General features: G+C 71.3%; 15 protein-coding genes. 9 read left to right on the top strand and 6 right to left on the bottom strand.

Annotated features, from left to right (window positions below):
* Positions 1–3: 3 nt before the first annotated feature.
* The 3 genes from AC3EO4_RS04070 to AC3EO4_RS04060 are packed head-to-tail and all read right to left on the bottom strand — an operon-like array spanning position 4 to position 4,018.
* Positions 4–858, bottom strand: a complete 855-nt coding sequence (locus AC3EO4_RS04070; RefSeq protein ID WP_379570711.1) for a PLP-dependent cysteine synthase family protein — start codon at positions 856–858, stop codon at positions 4–6.
* A complete protein-coding gene (locus AC3EO4_RS04065) occupies positions 855–2,501 on the bottom strand; it encodes an FAD-dependent oxidoreductase (protein WP_431893841.1) in 1,647 nt (548 codons plus the stop codon). Before AC3EO4_RS04065 ends, AC3EO4_RS04070 begins: the two co-directional genes overlap by 4 nt.
* Complete coding sequence (locus tag AC3EO4_RS04060) at positions 2,498–4,018, bottom strand: succinic semialdehyde dehydrogenase (protein WP_379570707.1); 1,521 nt, start codon at positions 4,016–4,018, stop codon at positions 2,498–2,500. Before AC3EO4_RS04060 ends, AC3EO4_RS04065 begins: the two co-directional genes overlap by 4 nt.
* A gap of 55 nt (positions 4,019–4,073) precedes the next feature.
* Between AC3EO4_RS04060 and AC3EO4_RS04055 the strand changes: the two genes are divergently transcribed.
* The 3 genes from AC3EO4_RS04055 (at position 4,074) to AC3EO4_RS04045 (ending at position 10,470) form a co-directional block, all read left to right on the top strand.
* The gene (locus AC3EO4_RS04055) at positions 4,074–6,059 is read left to right on the top strand and encodes a serine/threonine protein kinase (protein ID WP_431893839.1); all 1,986 of its coding nucleotides are present in this window, start codon (positions 4,074–4,076) and stop codon (positions 6,057–6,059) included.
* A 182-nt stretch (positions 6,060–6,241) separates the two neighbouring features.
* Entirely contained in the window at positions 6,242–8,350 is a 2,109-nt protein-coding gene (locus tag AC3EO4_RS04050; protein WP_431893837.1) for a protein kinase domain-containing protein, read from the top strand.
* A gap of 32 nt (positions 8,351–8,382) precedes the next feature.
* The gene (locus AC3EO4_RS04045) at positions 8,383–10,470 is read left to right on the top strand and encodes a beta-propeller domain-containing protein (protein ID WP_379570701.1); all 2,088 of its coding nucleotides are present in this window, start codon (positions 8,383–8,385) and stop codon (positions 10,468–10,470) included.
* Positions 10,471–10,530: 60 nt separating this feature from the next.
* On the opposite strand, the gene AC3EO4_RS04040 is transcribed toward AC3EO4_RS04045, so the two are convergent.
* Entirely contained in the window at positions 10,531–12,267 is a 1,737-nt protein-coding gene (locus AC3EO4_RS04040) for a glycerol-3-phosphate dehydrogenase/oxidase (RefSeq protein WP_379570699.1), read from the bottom strand.
* Between the two features lie 77 nt (positions 12,268–12,344).
* Entirely contained in the window at positions 12,345–13,115 is a 771-nt protein-coding gene (locus AC3EO4_RS04035) for a DeoR/GlpR family DNA-binding transcription regulator (protein ID WP_431893835.1), read from the bottom strand.
* A gap of 103 nt (positions 13,116–13,218) precedes the next feature.
* Between AC3EO4_RS04035 and AC3EO4_RS04030 the strand changes: the two genes are divergently transcribed.
* The 5 genes from AC3EO4_RS04030 to AC3EO4_RS04010 all read left to right on the top strand — a co-directional run bounded on the left by AC3EO4_RS04030 (position 13,219) and on the right by AC3EO4_RS04010 (position 17,668).
* Entirely contained in the window at positions 13,219–14,091 is an 873-nt protein-coding gene (locus AC3EO4_RS04030) for an SIS domain-containing protein (RefSeq protein WP_431893833.1), read from the top strand.
* Entirely contained in the window at positions 14,088–15,221 is a 1,134-nt protein-coding gene (gene nagA, locus AC3EO4_RS04025) for an N-acetylglucosamine-6-phosphate deacetylase (protein WP_379570693.1), read from the top strand. The genes AC3EO4_RS04030 and nagA overlap by 4 nt, the downstream gene beginning before the upstream one ends.
* Positions 15,221–16,099, top strand: coding sequence for a 1-phosphofructokinase family hexose kinase (locus AC3EO4_RS04020; protein ID WP_431893832.1), 879 nt, complete (start codon positions 15,221–15,223; stop codon positions 16,097–16,099). The genes nagA and AC3EO4_RS04020 overlap by 1 nt, the downstream gene beginning before the upstream one ends.
* Positions 16,100–16,128: 29 nt before the next feature.
* Entirely contained in the window at positions 16,129–16,950 is an 822-nt protein-coding gene (locus AC3EO4_RS04015) for a class II fructose-bisphosphate aldolase (RefSeq protein WP_379570689.1), read from the top strand.
* Between the two features lie 340 nt (positions 16,951–17,290).
* Positions 17,291–17,668, top strand: coding sequence for a hypothetical protein (locus AC3EO4_RS04010; RefSeq protein ID WP_431893830.1), 378 nt, complete (start codon positions 17,291–17,293; stop codon positions 17,666–17,668).
* Between the two features lie 6 nt (positions 17,669–17,674).
* Here AC3EO4_RS04010 and AC3EO4_RS04005 read toward each other — a convergent pair whose 3' ends face one another.
* Entirely contained in the window at positions 17,675–18,262 is a 588-nt protein-coding gene (locus tag AC3EO4_RS04005; RefSeq protein ID WP_431893828.1) for a phosphotransferase, read from the bottom strand.
* 7 nt (positions 18,263–18,269) lie between these two features.
* Between AC3EO4_RS04005 and AC3EO4_RS04000 the strand changes: the two genes are divergently transcribed.
* Positions 18,270–18,689, top strand: a complete 420-nt coding sequence (locus tag AC3EO4_RS04000; protein ID WP_431893827.1) for a dihydrofolate reductase family protein — start codon at positions 18,270–18,272, stop codon at positions 18,687–18,689.
* Positions 18,690–18,708 lie beyond the last annotated feature (19 nt).

The following is an 18,708-nucleotide window of genomic DNA, read 5'->3' as shown; positions in this document are numbered from 1 at the left end:
CATTCACCGGCCGGCGGCTATTCCCCCGATCACGGTCACGATCAGGCCGCCGTCCATGCGTTCGGCGAGCATGAGCCCCGCGGCCAGCGCGGCGCCCGCCGCGTCACCCGCCGCGATCCCCGTCACCTCGCGGATGCGCCGCGCCATCGCCCTGCTCTCCTCGTCGGGCACCGGGATCACCCTGTCGACGAGATCGCCCTTGAAGCCCGGCTCCATCCTCGGCCTGCCGATGCCCTCGATCCGCGACGGCATGCCCGTCGCGTAGTCGGCCGCGTCGAGCGTCCAGCCGGGGAAGTAGGCGGAGTTCTCCGGGTCGGCCACCGCGACGCGCGTCCGCCTGCCGAGCGTCGCCGACGTCACCCCGGTGCTCGCGCCGACCACCACCCAGTCCGGCTTCACCTGCGCGAGCAGCTCGTCCGCGAGATCGTGCTCGGTCGCGCGACCGAACTGGTCGAGGAAGTGCCCCTCGATCCTGCGCGCCGCGTCGTAGATCGCCGGCGGTGGAGTGACGAACCTGCACTCCCCGCCGAGCTCCTCGACGCGCCTCGCCCGCTGCTCCGTGCGCTGCCCCGGCATCACCACGATGTACGGCAGGCCGAGCCGCCTGGCGAACCACGCCTGGGCGACGGCCGCGTTGCCTCCCGTCGCCTCGACCACGGTCGTGCCCTCGGTGACCAGCCCCTCGACGATCGCCCTGCGGAACAGCGCCCTGGCGTGCCGGTGGCGCATGGTCCCCGTCGGGTGCGCGGTCTCGTCCTTCAACAGCACCCTGACGGGCCCGCCGTCCGGGAACTCGACGAGCGGAGTGGGCTCGCGGGGCTCGTCCAGCAGGCTCAGCGCCCACTCCTGCCAGCTCATGAGACGATCTTCAGTCGCAGCGCTCCGGGAGCCGCCTCGGGTACGGCCGGCCGCGCCGGCGCGATCGGAGTGATCTTCATGTAAGGGGACCCTACCGCCGGGCGCGGATCGGCGTCCCCCGCGTTCGGCCAGAACGCCATGGCGCGCTCGGCCTGCGCGGTGATGGTGAGCGACGGGTTGACGCCGAGGTTGGCCGAGATCGCCGAGCCGTCCACGACGTGGAGCCCTTCGTAGCCGTAGATCCGGTGGTAGGGGTCGATGACCCCGCTCTCCCTGGAGTCGCCGATGGCGCAGCCGCCGAGGAAGTGCGCGGTCGCCGGGGTGTCGAACAGGTCGAGCCACGACCCGCCTGGCACGCCGCCGATCTCCTTGGCCGCGTGCCGTACCGCCTCGTGGCCGGCGGGGATCCACGTCGGGTTCCTGCCGCCCTCGCTGCGCAGGCCGAACAGTGACCTGCGGGTGGTGATGGCGTTGTGGTTGGCCTGCATGACCAGCGCGATGATCGTGCGTTCCGACCAGCGGCGCAGGTTGAGCAGGCGCAGCGCGGTCAGCGGATCCCCTGCGATCTGACGCAGGAACCCGCGCCACCTGGACCGGTCGCCGTCGACGAGCAGGGTGCGCAGCAGGCCCATGGCGTTGGAGCCGTCGCCGTAGCGGACCGGCTCGATGTGGGTCTCCGCGTCGGGATGGATCGAGGAGGTGATCGCCACACCGCGGTTGAGCCTGTCGCCGCCGGTCGAAAGCCGCTCGAAGCCGAGCAGCGCCTCGGAGTTCGTGCGGGTCAGCGCGCCGAGCCTGGGCGAGATCCCCGGCAGCGTGCTGTCCCTGAGCCGGTGCAGGAGCCGCTGGGTGCCGTAGGTGCCGGCCGCGAACACCACCTGCCTCGCCCTGAACGTACGGCGCTGCCACGGCGCGCCCGTCCGGTGCGCGGTGACGACGTAGCCGTCGCCGTCCGGCCTGACCGAGACGGCCGTGCACTCCGGGTAGACCTTCGCGCCGGCCCGCTCGGCCAGGTAGAGGTAGTTCTTGGTCAGCATGTTCTTGGCGCCGTGGCGGCAGCCCGTCATGCACTCGCCGCACTCGACGCATCCTTGGCGGACGGGTCCCGCGCCGCCGAAGTACGGGTCCCGGCCCGAGGGCCCGAAGTACACGCCGACGGGGGCCAGGCGGAACGTCTCCTCGACGCCCATCCTGGCCGCGACCTTCCTCATGACCTCGTCGGCGCGGGTGAGCGTCGGGTTGACGGCCACGCCGAGCATGCGTTTGGCCTGGTCGTAGTAGGGGGCCAGCTCCGCCTTCCAGTCGGTGATCGCCGCCCACTGCGGGTCGGCGAAGAACGGGTCGAGCGGCTCGTAGAGGGTGTTGGCGTAGACGAGCGAGCCGCCGCCGACCCCCGCGCCCGCCAGCACCATGACGCGGGTGCCCTTCGCGCCGCCGAGGACGTGGATGCGCTGGATGCCCTTCAACCCGAGCCATGGCGCCCAGAGGAAGTCACGCGCCCGCCACGAGGTCTTCGGCAGCGTCGACTCGTCGAACCTGCGGCCCGCCTCCAGGACCCCGACCTTGTACCCCTTCTCGGTCAGCCGTAGCGCGGACACGCTGCCGCCGAAGCCCGATCCGATGACCAGGACGTCGAAGCTCACTTCAGCCGCAGTTTCTTCATCGTCTTGAGCAGGCCCGCCAGCAGGTCGGCGTACTTGTCGTACGGCATGCCCATCGGGGGGTCGAAGCCCAGCCACGACGCCTGGCCGGCGACGGTCTGCACCTCGGTGAACTTCAGCAGCCCTTCGACGCCGTGCCTGCGGCCGAGGCCCGAGGCCTTCATGCCGCCCATCGGCGCGTCGTAGGAGGCGTAGGCCGAGCCGTAGCCCTCGTTGATGTTGACGGTGCCCGCCTTCACCCGCGCGGCCAGCGCCCGCCCGCGCGCCGGGTCGCCCGTCCAGATGGAGGCGTTGAGCCCGTAGATGGTGTCGTTGGCCAGCGCCAGCACCTCCTCCTCCGAGGAGTAGGGGTACAGGCTGACGACGGGGCCGAACGTCTCGTCGCGGCAGAGCGCCATGTCCTCGGTGACGCCGGTCAGCACGGTCGGCTCGTAGAACAGCGGTCCGAGGTCGGGGCGGGCCCTGCCGCCGGTCAGCACCTTGGCGCCCTTGTCGACCGCGTCCGTGACGTGCGCGACCACGCCGTCGAGTTGACGCTGCGAGGTCAGCGAGCCCATCTGGATCGACCAGTCGCGGCCCGCGCCGAGCTTCATGCCCTCGACCTGGCGCACCAGACGGTCGGCGAACGCGTCGAAGATCGACTCGTGCACGTAGAGACGCTCGATGGAGATGCACAGCTGGCCCGCGTTGGTGAAGCAGGCGCGGATCGCGCCCTGGGCGGCGACGTCGAGGTCGGCGTCGTCCAGCACGATCATCGGGTTCTTGCCGCCGAGTTCGAGCGAGCAGCCGATGAGCCGCTTGGCCGATTCCTCGGCGATCTTGCGGCCGCCGCGCGTCGAGCCGGTGAAGGCAACGTAGTCGGCGCCGTCCATGAGCGCGTCGCCGATGTCGGCCGGATCGCCCAGCACCACCTGCCAGATCTCGCGCGGCATGCCCAGCTCGGCCAGCAGGTCGATCGTCCACAGCGTCGACTGCGAGGTCTGCGTGTCGGGCTTGTGCACCACCGCGTTCCCCGCCAACAGCGCGGGGACCACGTCGCCCACGCCGAGCGAGAGCGGGTAGTTCCAGGGCGAGATCAGCGCGACCACGCCCTTGGGGTGGCGCAGCTCGACCACGCGCGTGGCCACGGGGAAGATCCCCTTGCGCGCCTTCGGCGCGAGCAGTCCCGCGGCACGGCGGGCGTAGTAGAGCGCGCAGCCCGCGACGTCGAGCACCTCCTCGAAGGCGTGCCTGCGGGCCTTGCCCGTCTCCTGCTGGACGACGTCGAGAATCTCGGCGCGCCGGTCGAGGATCGCGTCGTGCAGCCGCAGGAACGGCCTGGCGCGCTCGGCCGCGGGCAGGGCCGCCCACGCCTCCTGCGCTGCGCGGGCCCTTTCGTGGGCGGCGCGGACGTCGTCGGGTGTGGAGATCGGCATTTGTGCCAGTGGTTCGCCGGTGAACGGGGCGTTGATCTCCTGCGTCCTTCCGCTGGAGACCACGTGGCTGAGGCTTTGCGGCATACCTGGAAGAATATTCGGTAGCTCCACCGTTGGGAGGCGCGAGAGAATTTCACGTATGCGGTCCTACGATCCGCCCAGGTCAGGAGACCCGTCACACCTCGGTGACTACACGATCGTCGGCAGGCTCGGCGACGGCGGCCAGGGCGTCGTCTACCTCGCGGACGACCCCTGGGGCGCGCGCGTCGCGATCAAATGGCTGCGTTTCGGCGACGCGGTCAGCGCCGAGAGGTTCCTGCGCGAGGTCCAGGTCGCCCAGCAGGTCGCCCCCTTCTGCACCGCCCAGGTGCTGGACACGGGCGTCGAGCAGGACAGGCCCTACATCGTCAGCGAGTACATCGAGGGGCCCACCCTGCAGCACGTCGTCCAGGAGGATGGCCCGCGCGCGGGTACCGCCCTGTACCGCCTGGCGATCGGCACCGCCACCGCGCTCGCCGCGATCCACGAGGCGGGCATCGTGCACCGTGACTTCAAACCGGGCAACGTCATCATCGCCGCCGACGGCCCCCGCGTGATCGACTTCGGCATCGCCAGAGCGCTGAACGCCACCTCCACGATCAGCTCCTCCCCCGTCGGGACACCGTCGTACATGGCGCCCGAGCAGTTCCTCGGGCACCAGGTCGGCGCCGCCGCCGATCTGTTCGCCTGGGCCAGCACGATCGCCTACGCCGCCTCGGGCCGCGCGCCGTTCGGCAGCGACACCATGCCCGCGGTCATCCACAGGATCCTCAACGAGCGCCCCGACATGTCCGATCTCGACGAGCCGCTGGCCGGGGTGGTGCACGCCTGCCTGTCCAAGGATCCCTCCCAGCGGCCCACCGCCGAGCAGGTCATCAAGCGGCTGATCAAGCACCCGGTGGCCCCTGGCTGCATGTCGCCGGAGGCCGCCGCCTCCATCGCGCCCACCGTTGTTCTCCCTGGCCGCGACCCCCCACGTCTTCAGAGTCCAGAGGCGGTCGTCCCTCCGCCTCGAGGTCCCGCCGAGTCACCACTGGGAACCGGGCAGGGCTCGGCGTCGACCGCCGCCCGACCCGGGACGAGTCGTCCGAGGCGGCTGAGGAAACACAGGAAAAGGCTGGTCGCGGGGTTCGCGGCGGCCCTCGCCGCGCTGCTCCTCGCGGTGGTGGCCGTCGTCGTGTCCCGCTCGGACGGGCCCACACAGGGAGTGGCCGAGCAGCAAATACCGGGCACGCGGTCCACCCTCTTCGAGCGCCCCGACGATCCGATCAGGCTCACGTCCTACGACTTCAAGAGCAAGGGCACCAATGCGTGGGAGAACTACGCCAGGGACACGCTGACGGGCCCGTTCCGCCACTATGACGGTGCCACGGAGACCCAGCTCTCCCCCGACGGCAGCCTTCTCGCCCGGCTCAGCAGGAACGACACAGCCGGCCGCTACGACTCCATCGAGATCACCGATACGAGAACCGGCCGGCAGAAGGCCGCCGTGACAACCGTCAAGGACCCGCTGGCGAGCAGCATCATCTCCTGGTCGAAGGACAGCTCGAAGATCCTGCTCGACGTCGAACAGACGAAGGGCGAGAACGTGCTCCACACGGGCTTCGTCATCGTCGACGTGGCGGCGCGGAAGGCGAGCGTGGTCACGGTCGCGGGCGAGAACGACCGTCCTTTCCGATGGGACGGCCGCAACGACGGCGTGGTCAACCTCTACGGCTCCGATCTGTACTTCCTCGACGCCGCGGGCAACAAGGTGCGCGCCGCCGTCAACATCGGTGACGTTCCCGACAGCATGCTGGACCTCTTCTCCCCCTCGGGCAGGTCGTTCGCCACGGAATGCCCCCGCGGCGCCGCGGGCGAGCTGTGCCTCTGGGACAGCGCCTCAGGTGACCGGCTGCGCAAGGTGTCCTCCTCCTGCGACAGGCTCCTCGGCTGGTACGACGAGACCCACCTCTACTGCTGGGTGTTCGACGACGCCTCCGTGGACCGCGTCGAGGTCGTCGACCTCGCCGGCGATGAGGTTCGCACGCTGCTCGAGAGCCCGGACGACGAGGACTACGGTCCCACCTTCATCAGAGTCACATGAACACGCCTGGGCAGCTCACCAGACCTGCCCGTCTCCCGCTGAACGACGCCGTCGACCAGGCCTTCGAGGGTCGCAGCGTGCAGCGGCGGGAACGGCTCGCCGGGTTCGGCTGAGGCCTCGCGGCAAACCTGGAAGAATGTTCGGTGGCTCAACCGTTATGGCGACACGCGAGAATTCCGTACATGTCGCCCTACGACCAGCTCAGATCTGGAGACCCGGCCAGGCTCGGTGACTACACGCTTCTCGGCAGGCTCGGCGAGGGCGGCCAGGGCGTCGTCTACCTCGCCGCCGACCGCACGGGCGCACGCGTCGCGATCAAGTGGCTGCGTCCGGGCGACACGGTCAGCGCCGAGAGGTTCCTGCGCGAGGTCCGGGTCGCCCAGCAGGTCGCCCCGTTCTGCACCGCCCAGGTCCTGGCCACGGGCGCCGAGCACGACAGGCCCTACATCGTCAGCGAGTACATCGAGGGACCCTCCCTGCAGCGGGTGGTCCAGGAGCAGGGCCCGCGCACCGGGCCGGCCCTCCACCGCCTGGCGATCGGCACCGCCACCGCGCTCGCCGCGATCCACCAGGCGGGCATCGTGCACCGCGACTTCAAGCCCGCCAATGTCATCATCGCCCCCGACGGCCCCCGCGTGATCGACTTCGGCATCGCCAGAGCGCTGAACGCCACCTCCACGATCAGTTCCTCCCCGGTCGGGACACCGTCGTTCATGGCGCCCGAGCAGTTACTCGGTCACCAGGTGGGGCCCGCCGCCGACCTGTTCACCTGGGCCAGCACGATCGCCTACGCCGCCTCGGGCCGCGCGCCGTTCGGCAGTGACACCATGCCCGCGGTCATCAACAGGGTGCTCAACGCGGCACCCGACGTGTCCGGCCTCGACGAGCCGCTGCGCGGGGTGGTGCACGCCTGCCTGTCCAAGGACCCGGCCCAGCGGCCCACGGCCGAGCAGGTCATCATGCGGCTGCTGCAGCACCCGGTGACGCCCGGCGGCATGCTGCAGGAGGCCGCGGCCGCCGCCTCCGTCGCGGGCGGTCCGCACACCTATCCGTCCCCAGGCTCGCCGCAACCCCAGCCGCACCCACAGGTGTCCAACCCCGGCTTCCCTCCGCCCGGTCCCACGGGGCCACCGCCCCCTCAGGGCCAGTGGGCGCCGCAGGGACCTCCACAGGGCCCCCCGAGGGGGTGGCAACCCGCGACCTATCCGGTGGGCGCCTACCCTCCGCCGAAGAAGAGCAGGACCGGCCTGGTCGTCGGCCTCGCGGCAGGCGTCGTCGCGCTGCTCGTCATCGTGGCGGTCATCGCGGTGCCGTGGGAGAGACTGGCCGGGCGCCCCACGCCTTCGCCGTCGTCGGCCGCGCAGAAGAGCACGCCCAAGCCCTCGGCCACGCCGTCCCGCACGGCCGTGCCGACGCAGGCGCTGACCAAGCAGCGGCTGCTCGGCACGCAGGCCACCGCCTACGAGCACTCCGGCGACCCGATCAAGCTCACCTCCTACGAGGTCTACAACAAGAACTCCAAGGAGTGGGTCAACTACGCCAGAGGGGCGCTCACGGGCCCGTTCAGCCGTTACGGCGGCAACTGGGAGACCCTGCTGTCCCCTGACGGCCGTTACCTCGCGGGACGCAGCAAGAACTACACCTCCGACCGCTACGACTCCGTCGAGATCACCGACCAGCGGACCGACAGGAAGACGTCGATCAAGACCGTCAAGGAGCCGCTGATCAGCAGCATCCGCGCCTGGTCGGCCGACGGCTCGAAGATCCTGCTCAATGTCGAGCAGTCCAAGGGCGACGACTGGCTCTACCTGGGCTTCGCCATCGTCGACGTGGCCACGAAGAAGGCCGAGGTGGTCAAGGTGACGGGCAAGAGCTCCTTCGGCTGGGACGGCAGGAGCGAGGGCGTGGTCAACCTGTTCGGCTCCGACCTGCGCTTCTTCGACGCCTCGGGCAACAAGGTGCGCGACGCCGTCAACGTCGGCGAGTTGCCCGCGGGCACGCAGGACATCTTCTCCCCCTCGGGCAGGACGTTCGCCACCCGCTGCCCCGACGGCGCCGCGGGCGAGCTGTGCCTCTGGGACAGCGCCTCGGGCGACCGGCTGCGCAAGGTGTCCTCCTCCTGCGACAAGCTCCTCGGCTGGTACGACGAGACCCACCTCTACTGCTGGGAGCTCGACAACGCCACCAGGGACCGCGTGGAGGTCGTCGACTTCGCGGGCAAGGAGGTCCGCACGCTGCTCGACATCCCGAACGGCGTCGGCTTCAGCCCGACATTTACCAGAACCTCATGAACCGTTCCGCGCGCCCGCCCGTGTAGGTGGTCATGAAGACGCTGATCCGGACGGCGCTCACCGCCGCCGCCCTCGCCACGGCGGCCGCCGCCTGCTCCTCTTCCGTCGCCCCGCGCACCGCGGCGCCACTCGACCTGAGCGACGTGAAGCTGGTCTCCTACAGCAGCTGCGACGACATGCTGTCCGGGCTGCGCGAGAACACCGCCAAGAACGTCTCGTCATGGGGCCTCGGCGGGCCGCCCATCATGTACATGGAGCGCTCGGACGTCGCAGGCAAGGCCGTCCCCCAGTCGACGGCCGAGGGCAAGGCAGCCGACCACTCCACCACGAACGTGCACGAGCAGGGCGTCGACGAGCCCGACCTGGTCAAGACGGACGGCAAGCGGGTCATCACCGTCAGCCACGGCAAGCTCCGCGTCATCGACGCCGCGACCAGAAAGGTCACGGGCACGCTCGAGCTGGCCAAGGAGAACTGGGTCGCGGGCGACCTGCTCGTGTCGGGCGACAGGGCCCTGGTGCTGTTCAACGGCGGCGGCATCCCGTTCGGCGCCGTGGCCAAGCGCGCCTTCGCGCCCACCGGCGGCCCGCAGTACGCGCTCGTCGACCTGTCCGGCGAGCCCAGGCTGCTGGGCACGATCGAGCCGCGCGGCATGCACGTGGACGCCAGGCTCGTGGGCTCCACCGTCCGGCTGGTCGTGCGCAGCCAGCCCGACATCACCTTCCCGCAGCCGCGCGAGGACGTGCCCGAGGCCGAGCGCATCAAGGTCAACCAGGCCGTCGTACGGCAGGCGCCGATCTCGGCGTGGCTGCCGAAGTTCACGATCACCGACGCCTCGGGCAGGTCGCGCGAGGAGTCCGTGAAGTGCGAGCAGGTCAGCCACCCCGACGAGTACACCGGGACGTCGCTGCTGACGGTGCACTCCATCGACCTGACGCGGGATCTGGGGGCCTCGGCGGCCGACCCGATCGCGGTGGCGGCCGACGGCGACACCGTGTACGGGACCGGGACCAGCCTGTACGTGACCAGCAACCCGCGCTGGTGGTTCCCCGTCCCGATGGAGCCGGTGCCGGTGGCGGACACGCCGCAGCCGCCGGCCACCGTGTCAGGCACGACCACGCCCGTGCCCCCGGCTTCGCCGTCGGACGCGCCGTCCGCCACGGCCTCCGCCCCCGCGGCCTCCGCCGACTCCTCCACCGGGTCGTCGGGTTCGGCGCTCGCCCCCATCGACGAGCCCACGCCCACGGGATCAGGCGCCCCGGCCACCGGCCCCGCCGTCCCGCCTGAGGAGACCGAGGTCCACCGCTTCGACATCAGCCAGGCGGGCGCCCCCAAGTACGTCGCGTCCGGCAAGGTCCCCGGGAGGCTGCTGAACCAGTACGCCATGTCGGAGTACGAGGGCAACCTGCGCGTGGCCACCACCACGGCCGACCAGAAGACCAGTTCCAGCAGCGTCTACGTGCTGCGCGCCGACACGCTGGCCAAGGTCGGCGAGGTCGGCGGGCTGGGCAGGAACGAGCGCATCTACTCGGTCCGCTTCATCGGCCCCGTGGGATACGTGGTGACCTTCCGCCAGGTCGACCCGCTCTACACGCTTGACCTGCGCGACCCCGCCGCGCCGAAGGTGACGGGCGAACTCAAGATCACCGGCTACTCGGCGTACCTGCACCCGGCGGGCGAGGGCAGGCTGATCGGGCTCGGCCAGGAGGCCAGCGAGAAGGGCAGGACGCTCGGCACCCAGGTCTCGCTGTTCGACGTCAGCGACCCGGCCAACCCGCGGCGGCTGTCGCAGCTGTTCCAGAAGGACTCGGGCTCCGAGGCCGAGTGGGACCCGCACGCGTTCCTGTACTGGCCCAAGACCGGGACCGCCGTCATCCCCGTGTCGAGCTACAGGAACGGCGAGTCGGAGTCCGGGGCGATGGTGCTGAAGATCACCGACAGCGGGGTGAGCGAGGCGGGCACGATCAAGCACCCCCGGGTGAAGGAGGAGAACTACACCTACGAGCCGAACATCCAGCGGTCGCTGGTGATCGGTGACTCACTGTGGACGGTGTCGCCTTCGGGGATCAAGGTCAACGACCTGAACACGCTGGACGAGCAGGCCTGGATCCCGCTCGCCTGACCGCTGCCGTTCCTCGGTCCCCGGCTCCTCGAAGGGCCGGGGACCACCTTGCGGGGCGGGTCAGGGATGGGTGGGGAGGGCGACGGGAACGATCTCCGGGGCGCCCAGGCGGATCGCGTCGGCCTCCTGGTCGGTGTCCTGCTCCTGGGAGAGCCGCTCGGCCTCCACCCGCTTGCAGAAGTACTCGACCTCCCTCTTCACGTGGTCGTCGTCCCACTCCAGCGGCTCCGCCAGCAGTTCGGCCGCCTCCTGTGCGACGGCGAGCCCGCGGTGGAAGGTCTCGATGGAGATGTGCGTGCGCCGGGTCAGCACGTCGTTGAGGTGCCTGGCCCCCTCGTGGGTGGCCGCGTAGACGATCTCGGCGCGCAGGTAGTCGTCGGCGCCGTTCAGCGGCCTGGCCAGCGACCGGTCCTTCTCGATGAGCTCCAGCACCTCGTCGATGAGCGAGCCGTACCGCTGCAGCAGGTGTTCGATGCGCGCCACGTGCAGGCCCGAGCTGTGCGCGAGCCGGTGGCGGGAGTTCCACAGTGCCTGGTAGCCCTCGGCGCCCACCAGCGGGATGCGGTCGGTGCAGGAGACGGGCACGCGTTGGTCGAGGCCGTGCGCGACCGCGTCGACCGCGTCCTTGGCCATCACCCTGTAGGTGGTGTACTTGCCGCCCGCGATCATCACCAGGCCGGGCACCGGGTGGGCGACCACGTGCTCCCTGGACAGCTTGGAGGTCTCCTCCGACTCACCCGACAGCAGCGGGCGCAGCCCGGCGTAGACGCCTTCGACGTCGTCCCTGGTCAGCGGCACCGAGAGCACGGCGTTGACGTGGTCGAGCAGGTAGTCGATGTCGACCCGCGAGGCGGCGGGGTGGGCCCTGTCGAGGGTCCACTCGGTGTCGGTGGTGCCGATGATCCAGTGCCGGCCCCACGGGATCACGAAGAGCACGGACTTCTCGGTGCGCAGGATGATCCCGGTCAGGGAGTGGATGCGGTCGCGCGGGACCACCAGGTGGATGCCCTTCGAGGCCCGCACGTGGATCTGGCCCCTGCCGCCGACCAGTTCCTGGATGTCGTCCGTCCAGACCCCTGTGGCGTTGACGACCTGCCGCGCCCTGATCTCGACCTCGGTGGAGCTCTCCAGGTCGCGCACCCTCACCCCGGTGACGCGCTCCCCCTCGCGCAGGAAGCCGACCACCTGGGCCCGCTGCGCCACGTGCGCGCCGTAGGCGGCCGCGGTGCGGAGCATGGTCATCACGTAGCGGGCGTCGTCGACCTGGGCGTCCCAGTACTGCACGGCGCCGGTGAAGGCCGTTCGCTTGAGCGCGGGGGCCAGCCGCAGCGCCCTGCTCCTGGACAGGTGCCGATGCCCTGGTACGCCACGGGTGAGTCCCGACGCGAAGCCGAGCGTGTCGTAGAGCGCCACGCCCGCCCCCACGTAGGGGCGCTCCCATCCGTAGTGGGTCATCGGGAAGAGGAAGGGCACCGGCCGTACCAGGTGGGGGGCGATGCGCTGGAGCAGCAGCGCCCGCTCCTGCAGCGCCTCCCTGACCAGGTCGAAGTTGAGTTGCTCGAGGTAGCGCAGGCCGCCGTGGATCAGTTTGGAGGATCGGGAGGAGGTGCCTGAGGCGAAGTCCCGCGCCTCGACGAGCCCGACGGCCAGGCCGCGGGTGGCCGCGTCGAGCGCCACGCCCGCGCCCACGACGCCGCCGCCCACGACGACCACGTCAAGCTCTCGTTCCGCTAGCGCGGCCAGCGCGGCCGATCTCTCGGCGGGGCCGAGCCTGGAGGCTCCGATGTTCGCCGTCATGACACGAAACGTACCCGCTTTCGTCGGGGTCGAGCGTTAACGGACTTTGAGCTGCGCCACAACATTGGCGTTCCCGCTCACGCCCTGATGACCTTCACCCCGGCGTCGGCGAAGCCGCTCGCCATGTCGTCGGACAGCCGCTCGTCGGTCACCAGCGTGTCGATCTGGTTGACGGGGCAGATCCTGGCGAAGGCCCGCTTGCCCAGCTTGGAGGAGTCGGCCACGACCACGACCTGGGCGGCCCTGCCGATGAGCAGGCTGTTGACCGCGGCCTCCCCCTCGTGGTGGGCGGAGGCGCCCAGCTCGACGTCGAGCGCGTCGACACCGAGGAACGCCACGTCCAGCGTCACCTGCTCGAGCACGCCGCTCGCCAGAGGTCCGATGAGCTCGTACGACTGCTGCCTGGCCACCCCTCCCGTCACCACGATCTTCACGTGCTGGCGGACGGTGAGCTCGGAGGCGATGTTGAGCGCGTTGGTGACGATCGTGAACCCGGCCTCGAGCGTCGAGCGGGTGGCCAGCGTGCGGGCCAGCTCCGAGGTGGTGGTGCCGCCGTTCATCCCGACCACGGCGCCCGGGGAGACCAGCTCGGCCGCGGCCGCGGCGATGCGGTGTTTCTCGTCGGCGTGCCGCGCGGTCTTGTACCGCAGGGGGAGGTCGTAGCTGACGCTCTGCGCGACGGCACCGCCGCGGGTGCGCATGAGCATCTGCTGCTGAGCGAGTTGGTCGAAGTCTCGGCGGATGGTCGCGGTGGAGACGTCGAGCGCCTGGGCCGCCTCCTCGACCGAGAGCCGCCCCTCCTCTGCGAGCAGCTCGAGGATCGCGTTCCAACGGTCATAACGGCTCATGGAGGCAAGGGTGGCACATCCGATGACGCGCCCACTACCACTGCCCAGTTGTGCTCCTTTCTGATATAAAAAGAGCAGAAACAAACACAATCGGGAGGAAGCCGTGACCACCCACACCGAGGCCGAGATCGCGTCTCAGCCCGACTGCTGGCGCAGAGCCGTCGAGAGCATCCCGGCCGACGCCCTGCCCAAGCCGGGCGAGCGGGTCGCCGTCGTCGGCTGCGGCACCTCCTGGTTCATCGCGATGGCCTACGCCACGCTCCGCGAGCAGGCGGGCCTCGGTGAGACCGACGCCTTCGCCGCGTCGGAGGCGCCGCTCGGCCGCGGCTACGACAGAGTGCTCGCGCTGACGCGCTCGGGCACCACCACCGAGGTCCTCGACCTGCTCGGCAAAACCGGGACCAGGACCACGGCCATCACCGCCGACCCCAACACCCCGGTCATGACGCTGGCCGACCAGGTCATCGTCCTCGACTACGCCGACGAGCGGTCGGTCGTGCAGACCCGCTTCGCCACCACCCAGCTCGCGCTGCTGCGCGCCAGCCTCGGCGAGGACCTCACCAAGGCCATCGCCGACGCGAGCGAGGCCGTCTCCGCCCCGCTGGGGGCCGAGCTGGTCGAGGCCGAGCAGTTCAGCTTCCTCGGCACCGGCTGGTCGGTCGGCCTGGCGCAGGAGGCGGCGCTGAAGATGCGCGAGGCCTCCAGGTCGTGGACCGAGGCGTACCCGGCGATGGAGTACCGCCACGGCCCGATCAGCATCGCCGGCCCCGGCCGCGTCACCTGGATGCTCGGCACGGCGCCCGAAGGGCTGCGCGAGCAGGTCGAAGCCACCGGCGGCACGTTCTTCGAGACCTCGCTCGACCCGATGGCCGAGCTGATCCGCGCCCAGCGGGTCGCGGTCGCGCGCGCCTTCGCCCGCGGACTCGACCCCGACGAGCCGATGCACCTCACGCGATCTGTGATTCTTTCTTCATGAGCCTTACTCTCGCCGACGCCCGTATCGCGACTCCCGAGGGAGTTCACGACGGGTGGCTGACCATCGAAGACGGCCGCATCACGCATGTCGGTCACGGACCCGCCCCCCGAGCGGGCCACAGCCTGGCCGGGCGGCTGGTCGTGCCCGGCTTCGTCGACATCCACAACCATGGCGGCGCGGGCGGGTCCTTCCCCGCTGGTCAGCAGGACAAGGCGCGCGACGCCGTCGCGCTCCACGAGAGTCATGGCACCACCACGATGGTCGCGAGCCTGGTGACGGGGACGATCGAGGACATCGCCGCCGCCACCGCCTCCCTGGCCGACCTGTGCGAGGAGGGGATCCTCGCCGGCATCCACTTCGAGGGGCCCTACATCTCCAAGGCCCGCTGCGGCGCGCACAACCCCAAGCTGCTGCGCGAGCCGGACCCGAAGGAGTTCGGCGAGCTGGTCAAGGCGGGACGCGGCCACGTGCGCATGCTGACCATCGCCGCCGAGCTGCCCGGGGCGCTCGACACCATCCGGGCGGCGAGCGCCGAAGGCGTCATCGCCGCCCTCGGCCACAGCGACGCCACCTACGAGCAGACGATCGCGGGCATCGACGCGGGCGCGAGCGTCGCCACCCACCTCTACAACGCGCTGCCCCCGCTCGGCCACCGCGCGCCCGGCCCCATCGCGGCGCTCCTGGAGGACGAGCGCGTCACCGTCGAGCTGATCAACGACGGCGTCCACGTCCACCCCGCCATGCTCCGCCTCGCCTACGCCGTCGCGGGGCCAGGGCGCACGGCGCTGATCACCGACGCGATGGCCGCCACCGGCATGGGCGACGGCACCTACGTGCTCGGATCCATGCAGGTCGACGTCAGCAACGGCGTGGCGCGCCTGGCCGAGGGCGGTTCCATCGCGGGCAGCACCCTCACCATGGACGTCGCCTTCCGCCGCGCCGTCCAGCAGGTCGGGCTCTCCATCGCCGAGGCCGTCGAGATCTCCTCACTGACCCCCGCCCGCGTGCTCGGCGTCGCCGACCAGGTGGGGTCGATCGCGGTGGGCAAGGTGGCCGACCTGGTCGTCCTCAACGATTCCCTCGAGGTCGCCGGCGTCATGAAGCGCGGCGACTGGATCACGGAGCCCTGATGATCCTCACCGTCACGCTCAACGCCGCCCTCGACGTCACCTACCAGGTGCCCGACGCCGACTGGGACGGGGTGAACCGGGTCTCCTCGGTGCACAGGCGTGCCGGTGGCAAGGGCGTCAACGTCGCGCGGGTGCTCGCCGCGCTCGGCCGCGAGGTCGTGGTGGCGGGCCTCGCGGGCGGGCCGACGGGGGAGGCCATCCGCGCCGACCTGGACGCCGCGGGCCTGCCCTCCGCGCTCACCCCGATCTCCGGCGACTCCCGCACCACGCTGGCGATCCACTCGGGCACCACGGCGCTGTTCAACGAGCCTGGCCCGCTCGTGACCGGCGACGAGCTCGACCGTTTCCTCGCCGGGTTCGAACGCCTGGCCGAGGACGCCGAGGCCGTCGTGATCTCCGGCAGCCTTCCCCGGGGCGTCCCCTCCGATCTCTACGCCACGCTCGCCGCCACGACCGGCGTGCCGACGATCGTCGACGCCGACGGCGAGCCGCTGCGCCACGCGCCCAGAGGGCGGCCCTCGATCGTCAAGCCCAACAAGGACGAGCTGGCCCGCGCCTTCCCCGACGGCGGCGCCGAGGCCGTCCTGGCCGAGGGAGCGGGGGCGGTCGTCGTGTCGATGGGCGAGGAAGGGCTGCACGCCATCACGCCGGAGGGAACCTTCCGCGCGCGCATGCCGTACCGGGTGGAGGGCAACCCCACGGGCGCGGGCGACGCGCTGGTGGCCGGGCTCGCCCTGGGCCTGGTGGAGGACCTGCCGTGGCCCGACCTGCTGCGCAGGGCGGCCGCGCTGGGAGCCGCCGCCGTCGCCGCGCCGGTGGCGGGCGACTTCGACCGTGGCGTGTTCGACGCCGTCCTCCCCGACATCGTCATCGCCTAGCAACCTGCCAGGAACCAAGAAGGAGCACCATGCCTCTCGTCGGCATCGCAGAGATCGTCAGCAGCGCGAAGGCGGGCGTCGGCGCGTTCAACGTGATCCAGCTGGAGCACGCGACCGCGATCGTCGCGGGCGCGGAGGCCGCGGGCGCGCCCGTGGTGCTGCAGATCAGCGAGAACGCCGTCCGCTACCACGGCGCCCTCGAACCCGTCGCCCTCGCCACGCTCGCCGTCGCCAGGCGCGCTGCCGTGCCCGTGGCCGTGCACCTGGACCACGCCACCGACAGGGCCCTGGTCGAGGAGGCCGTCGCGCTGGGCCTCGGATCGGTCATGTTCGACGCCTCCGCGCTGCCCGACGCGGAGAACGTCGCCGCCACCGCGCAGGTCGTCGCCCACTGCCACGCGCACGGCGTCTGGGTGGAGGCCGAGCTCGGCGAGGTCGGCGGCAAGGACGGCGTGCACGCCCCCGGTGCCCGCACCAAGCCGCACGAGGCCGTCGACTACGTCGCCCGCACCGGCGTCGACGCCCTGGCCGTCGCGGTCGGCACCTCCCACGCGATGACGACCAAGGACGCGGTGCTCGACCTGGCGCTCATCGCCGACCTGCACGCCGCGGTGCCGGTGCCGCTGGTCCTGCACGGCTCGTCGGGGGTGTCCGACGACAACCTGCGCGATGCCGTACGGCACGGCATGAAGAAGATCAACATCGCCACGCACCTCAACAAGGCCTTCACCGGAGCCGTGCGCGAGTACCTGGCGAACGACCCCAAGGTCGTCGACTCCCGCAAGTACCTCAAGGCGGGCCGCGAGGCCGTGGCACGCGAGGTCACCCACCTGCTCGGCGTCTTGTCCTGAACCTGGGGCGCCGCGCGTACGTGTGAGTGGGCATGCGCCTACTCGCCGCCCTCGCCCTGATCGCTGCTGTCGTCCTCGCCCCTGCCGGTACGGCATGCGCCTGCAGCTGCGCGGCCTTCGTCCCCAAGGAGGCGATGACCCGCTCGGCAGCGGTGTTCACCGGAACGGTGAAGGCCGTCCGGCGGCTGCCCGGATCGCCTCTCGGCCCCACCCCGCCCTATGTGGTCACGTTCGCGGTCGACCAGGTCTACAAGGGGGACGCGCGGCGTCGGCCGAGATCGCGACCAACGCCGACTCGGCCTCCTGCGGGTACGCGTTCAGGGCGGGGACACGTTACCTGGTGTTCGCGTCGTCGGGCGCGGCGGCGAGCGGGCTGTTCGCGACGGATCCCGGCACGTCGCTGTACTCGTCGCTGTGCGAGGGGAACCTGGAGCTCAGGCCGGGCACCGGGCCGCTGCGGCGGGGCGACGAGGCCGGCTCGCCCGGAGCCCTCGGACAGTCCGTCTCCAAGGACCTGCTCGCCGCCCTCGGCACCCCGGCCGCCCCGGTGCCCGTTTCGCCGGAGGCCTCCCAGGAGACAGGGGACGTCTCGCCCATGGCGGCGGGCTCCTCTCCCGGCGGCCCCTCCTGGGGGCCGATCGCGGGCGGCGCCGTCGCGGCCGCGGTACTGCTGGCCGGGCTGGCGGCCGGGCCGGCACGCCGGGCCAGGCGGCGCTGAGGCAAGTCAGCCGTCCAGCGCCCGCAGCACCCTTTCGGCCTGCCTCCCGAACGTCCCCGGCGGGTTGCGCGGCCCCTCTCCCGACAGCAGGAACAGCCACGTCAGCGCCTGCAGCCTGCGGCACTCCCGCACCCTGACCGCCTCCGCGTGGTCGAGCTCGACACCGGCCAGGACGTCCACCTCGCCGTCGACCCAGGCCGACACGTGCTCGGCCAGCTCGGCCAGCTCGAAGGCCCGGTCCGAGCGCCCCGAGTCCTCGAAGTCCACGACCCGCACCCGCTCGCCGTCCCAGAGGAAGTTGGCGAGGTTGCCGTCGCCCGCGCCGAACGCGGGCCGCGCCCCGGCTGTGCCCGGCCGCCAGCCGTCCAACCACCTGGCGCCCTCCTTCACCGCCCGATCGGCCTGGCCACCCCTGGACCGCCACCCTGCGCACCAGGCGCGCACCTGCGCGGCGAGCTGTCCCGCCTGCCACGGCCGCTCGGGCAGGTCCCGCAGGACCGGCGCCGGCACCGCCGAGTGGAGCGCCTCCAGCGCCTCGCTCAGTCCCGCCAGTGGCGCGGGCCCCGTCGTTCCCGAGACGGTGCCCGCGCACATCCGCGCGATGGTCGGCCTCGACGCGCCCGCGCGCCGCTTCGACACGGTGGTGATGGGCCGCGGCACCTACATCCCCGGCCTCGACGCCGGCGTGACCAGCCCTTACAGCCCGCTGCGGCAGTACGTCGTGTCCACCACGCTGCCCGACAGCACCGACCCTGAGGTCGAGATCGTGCGAGGGGAGCCGCTCGAACTGGTGCGCAGGCTGAAGAAGGAGGAGGGCATGGACATCTACCTGTGCGGCGGCGGCAGGCTGGCCGCCACCGTCCTGCCCGAGATCGACGAGCTGATCATCAAGCACTACCCGGTGGTCGCGGGGACCGGCATCCCCGCCTTCTCCGGCGACTTCAGGCCCACCCGGTTCTCCCCCACGCAGACCGAGACCTTCAGCAACGGGGCCAGGGTGACCTGGTACAGCCGGGCCTGAGCCCCGCCCCCAGGCTCGC

Source organism: Nonomuraea sp. bgisy101, assembly GCF_057708945.1.
This window is presented reverse-complemented; position numbering and strand designations above follow the sequence as displayed.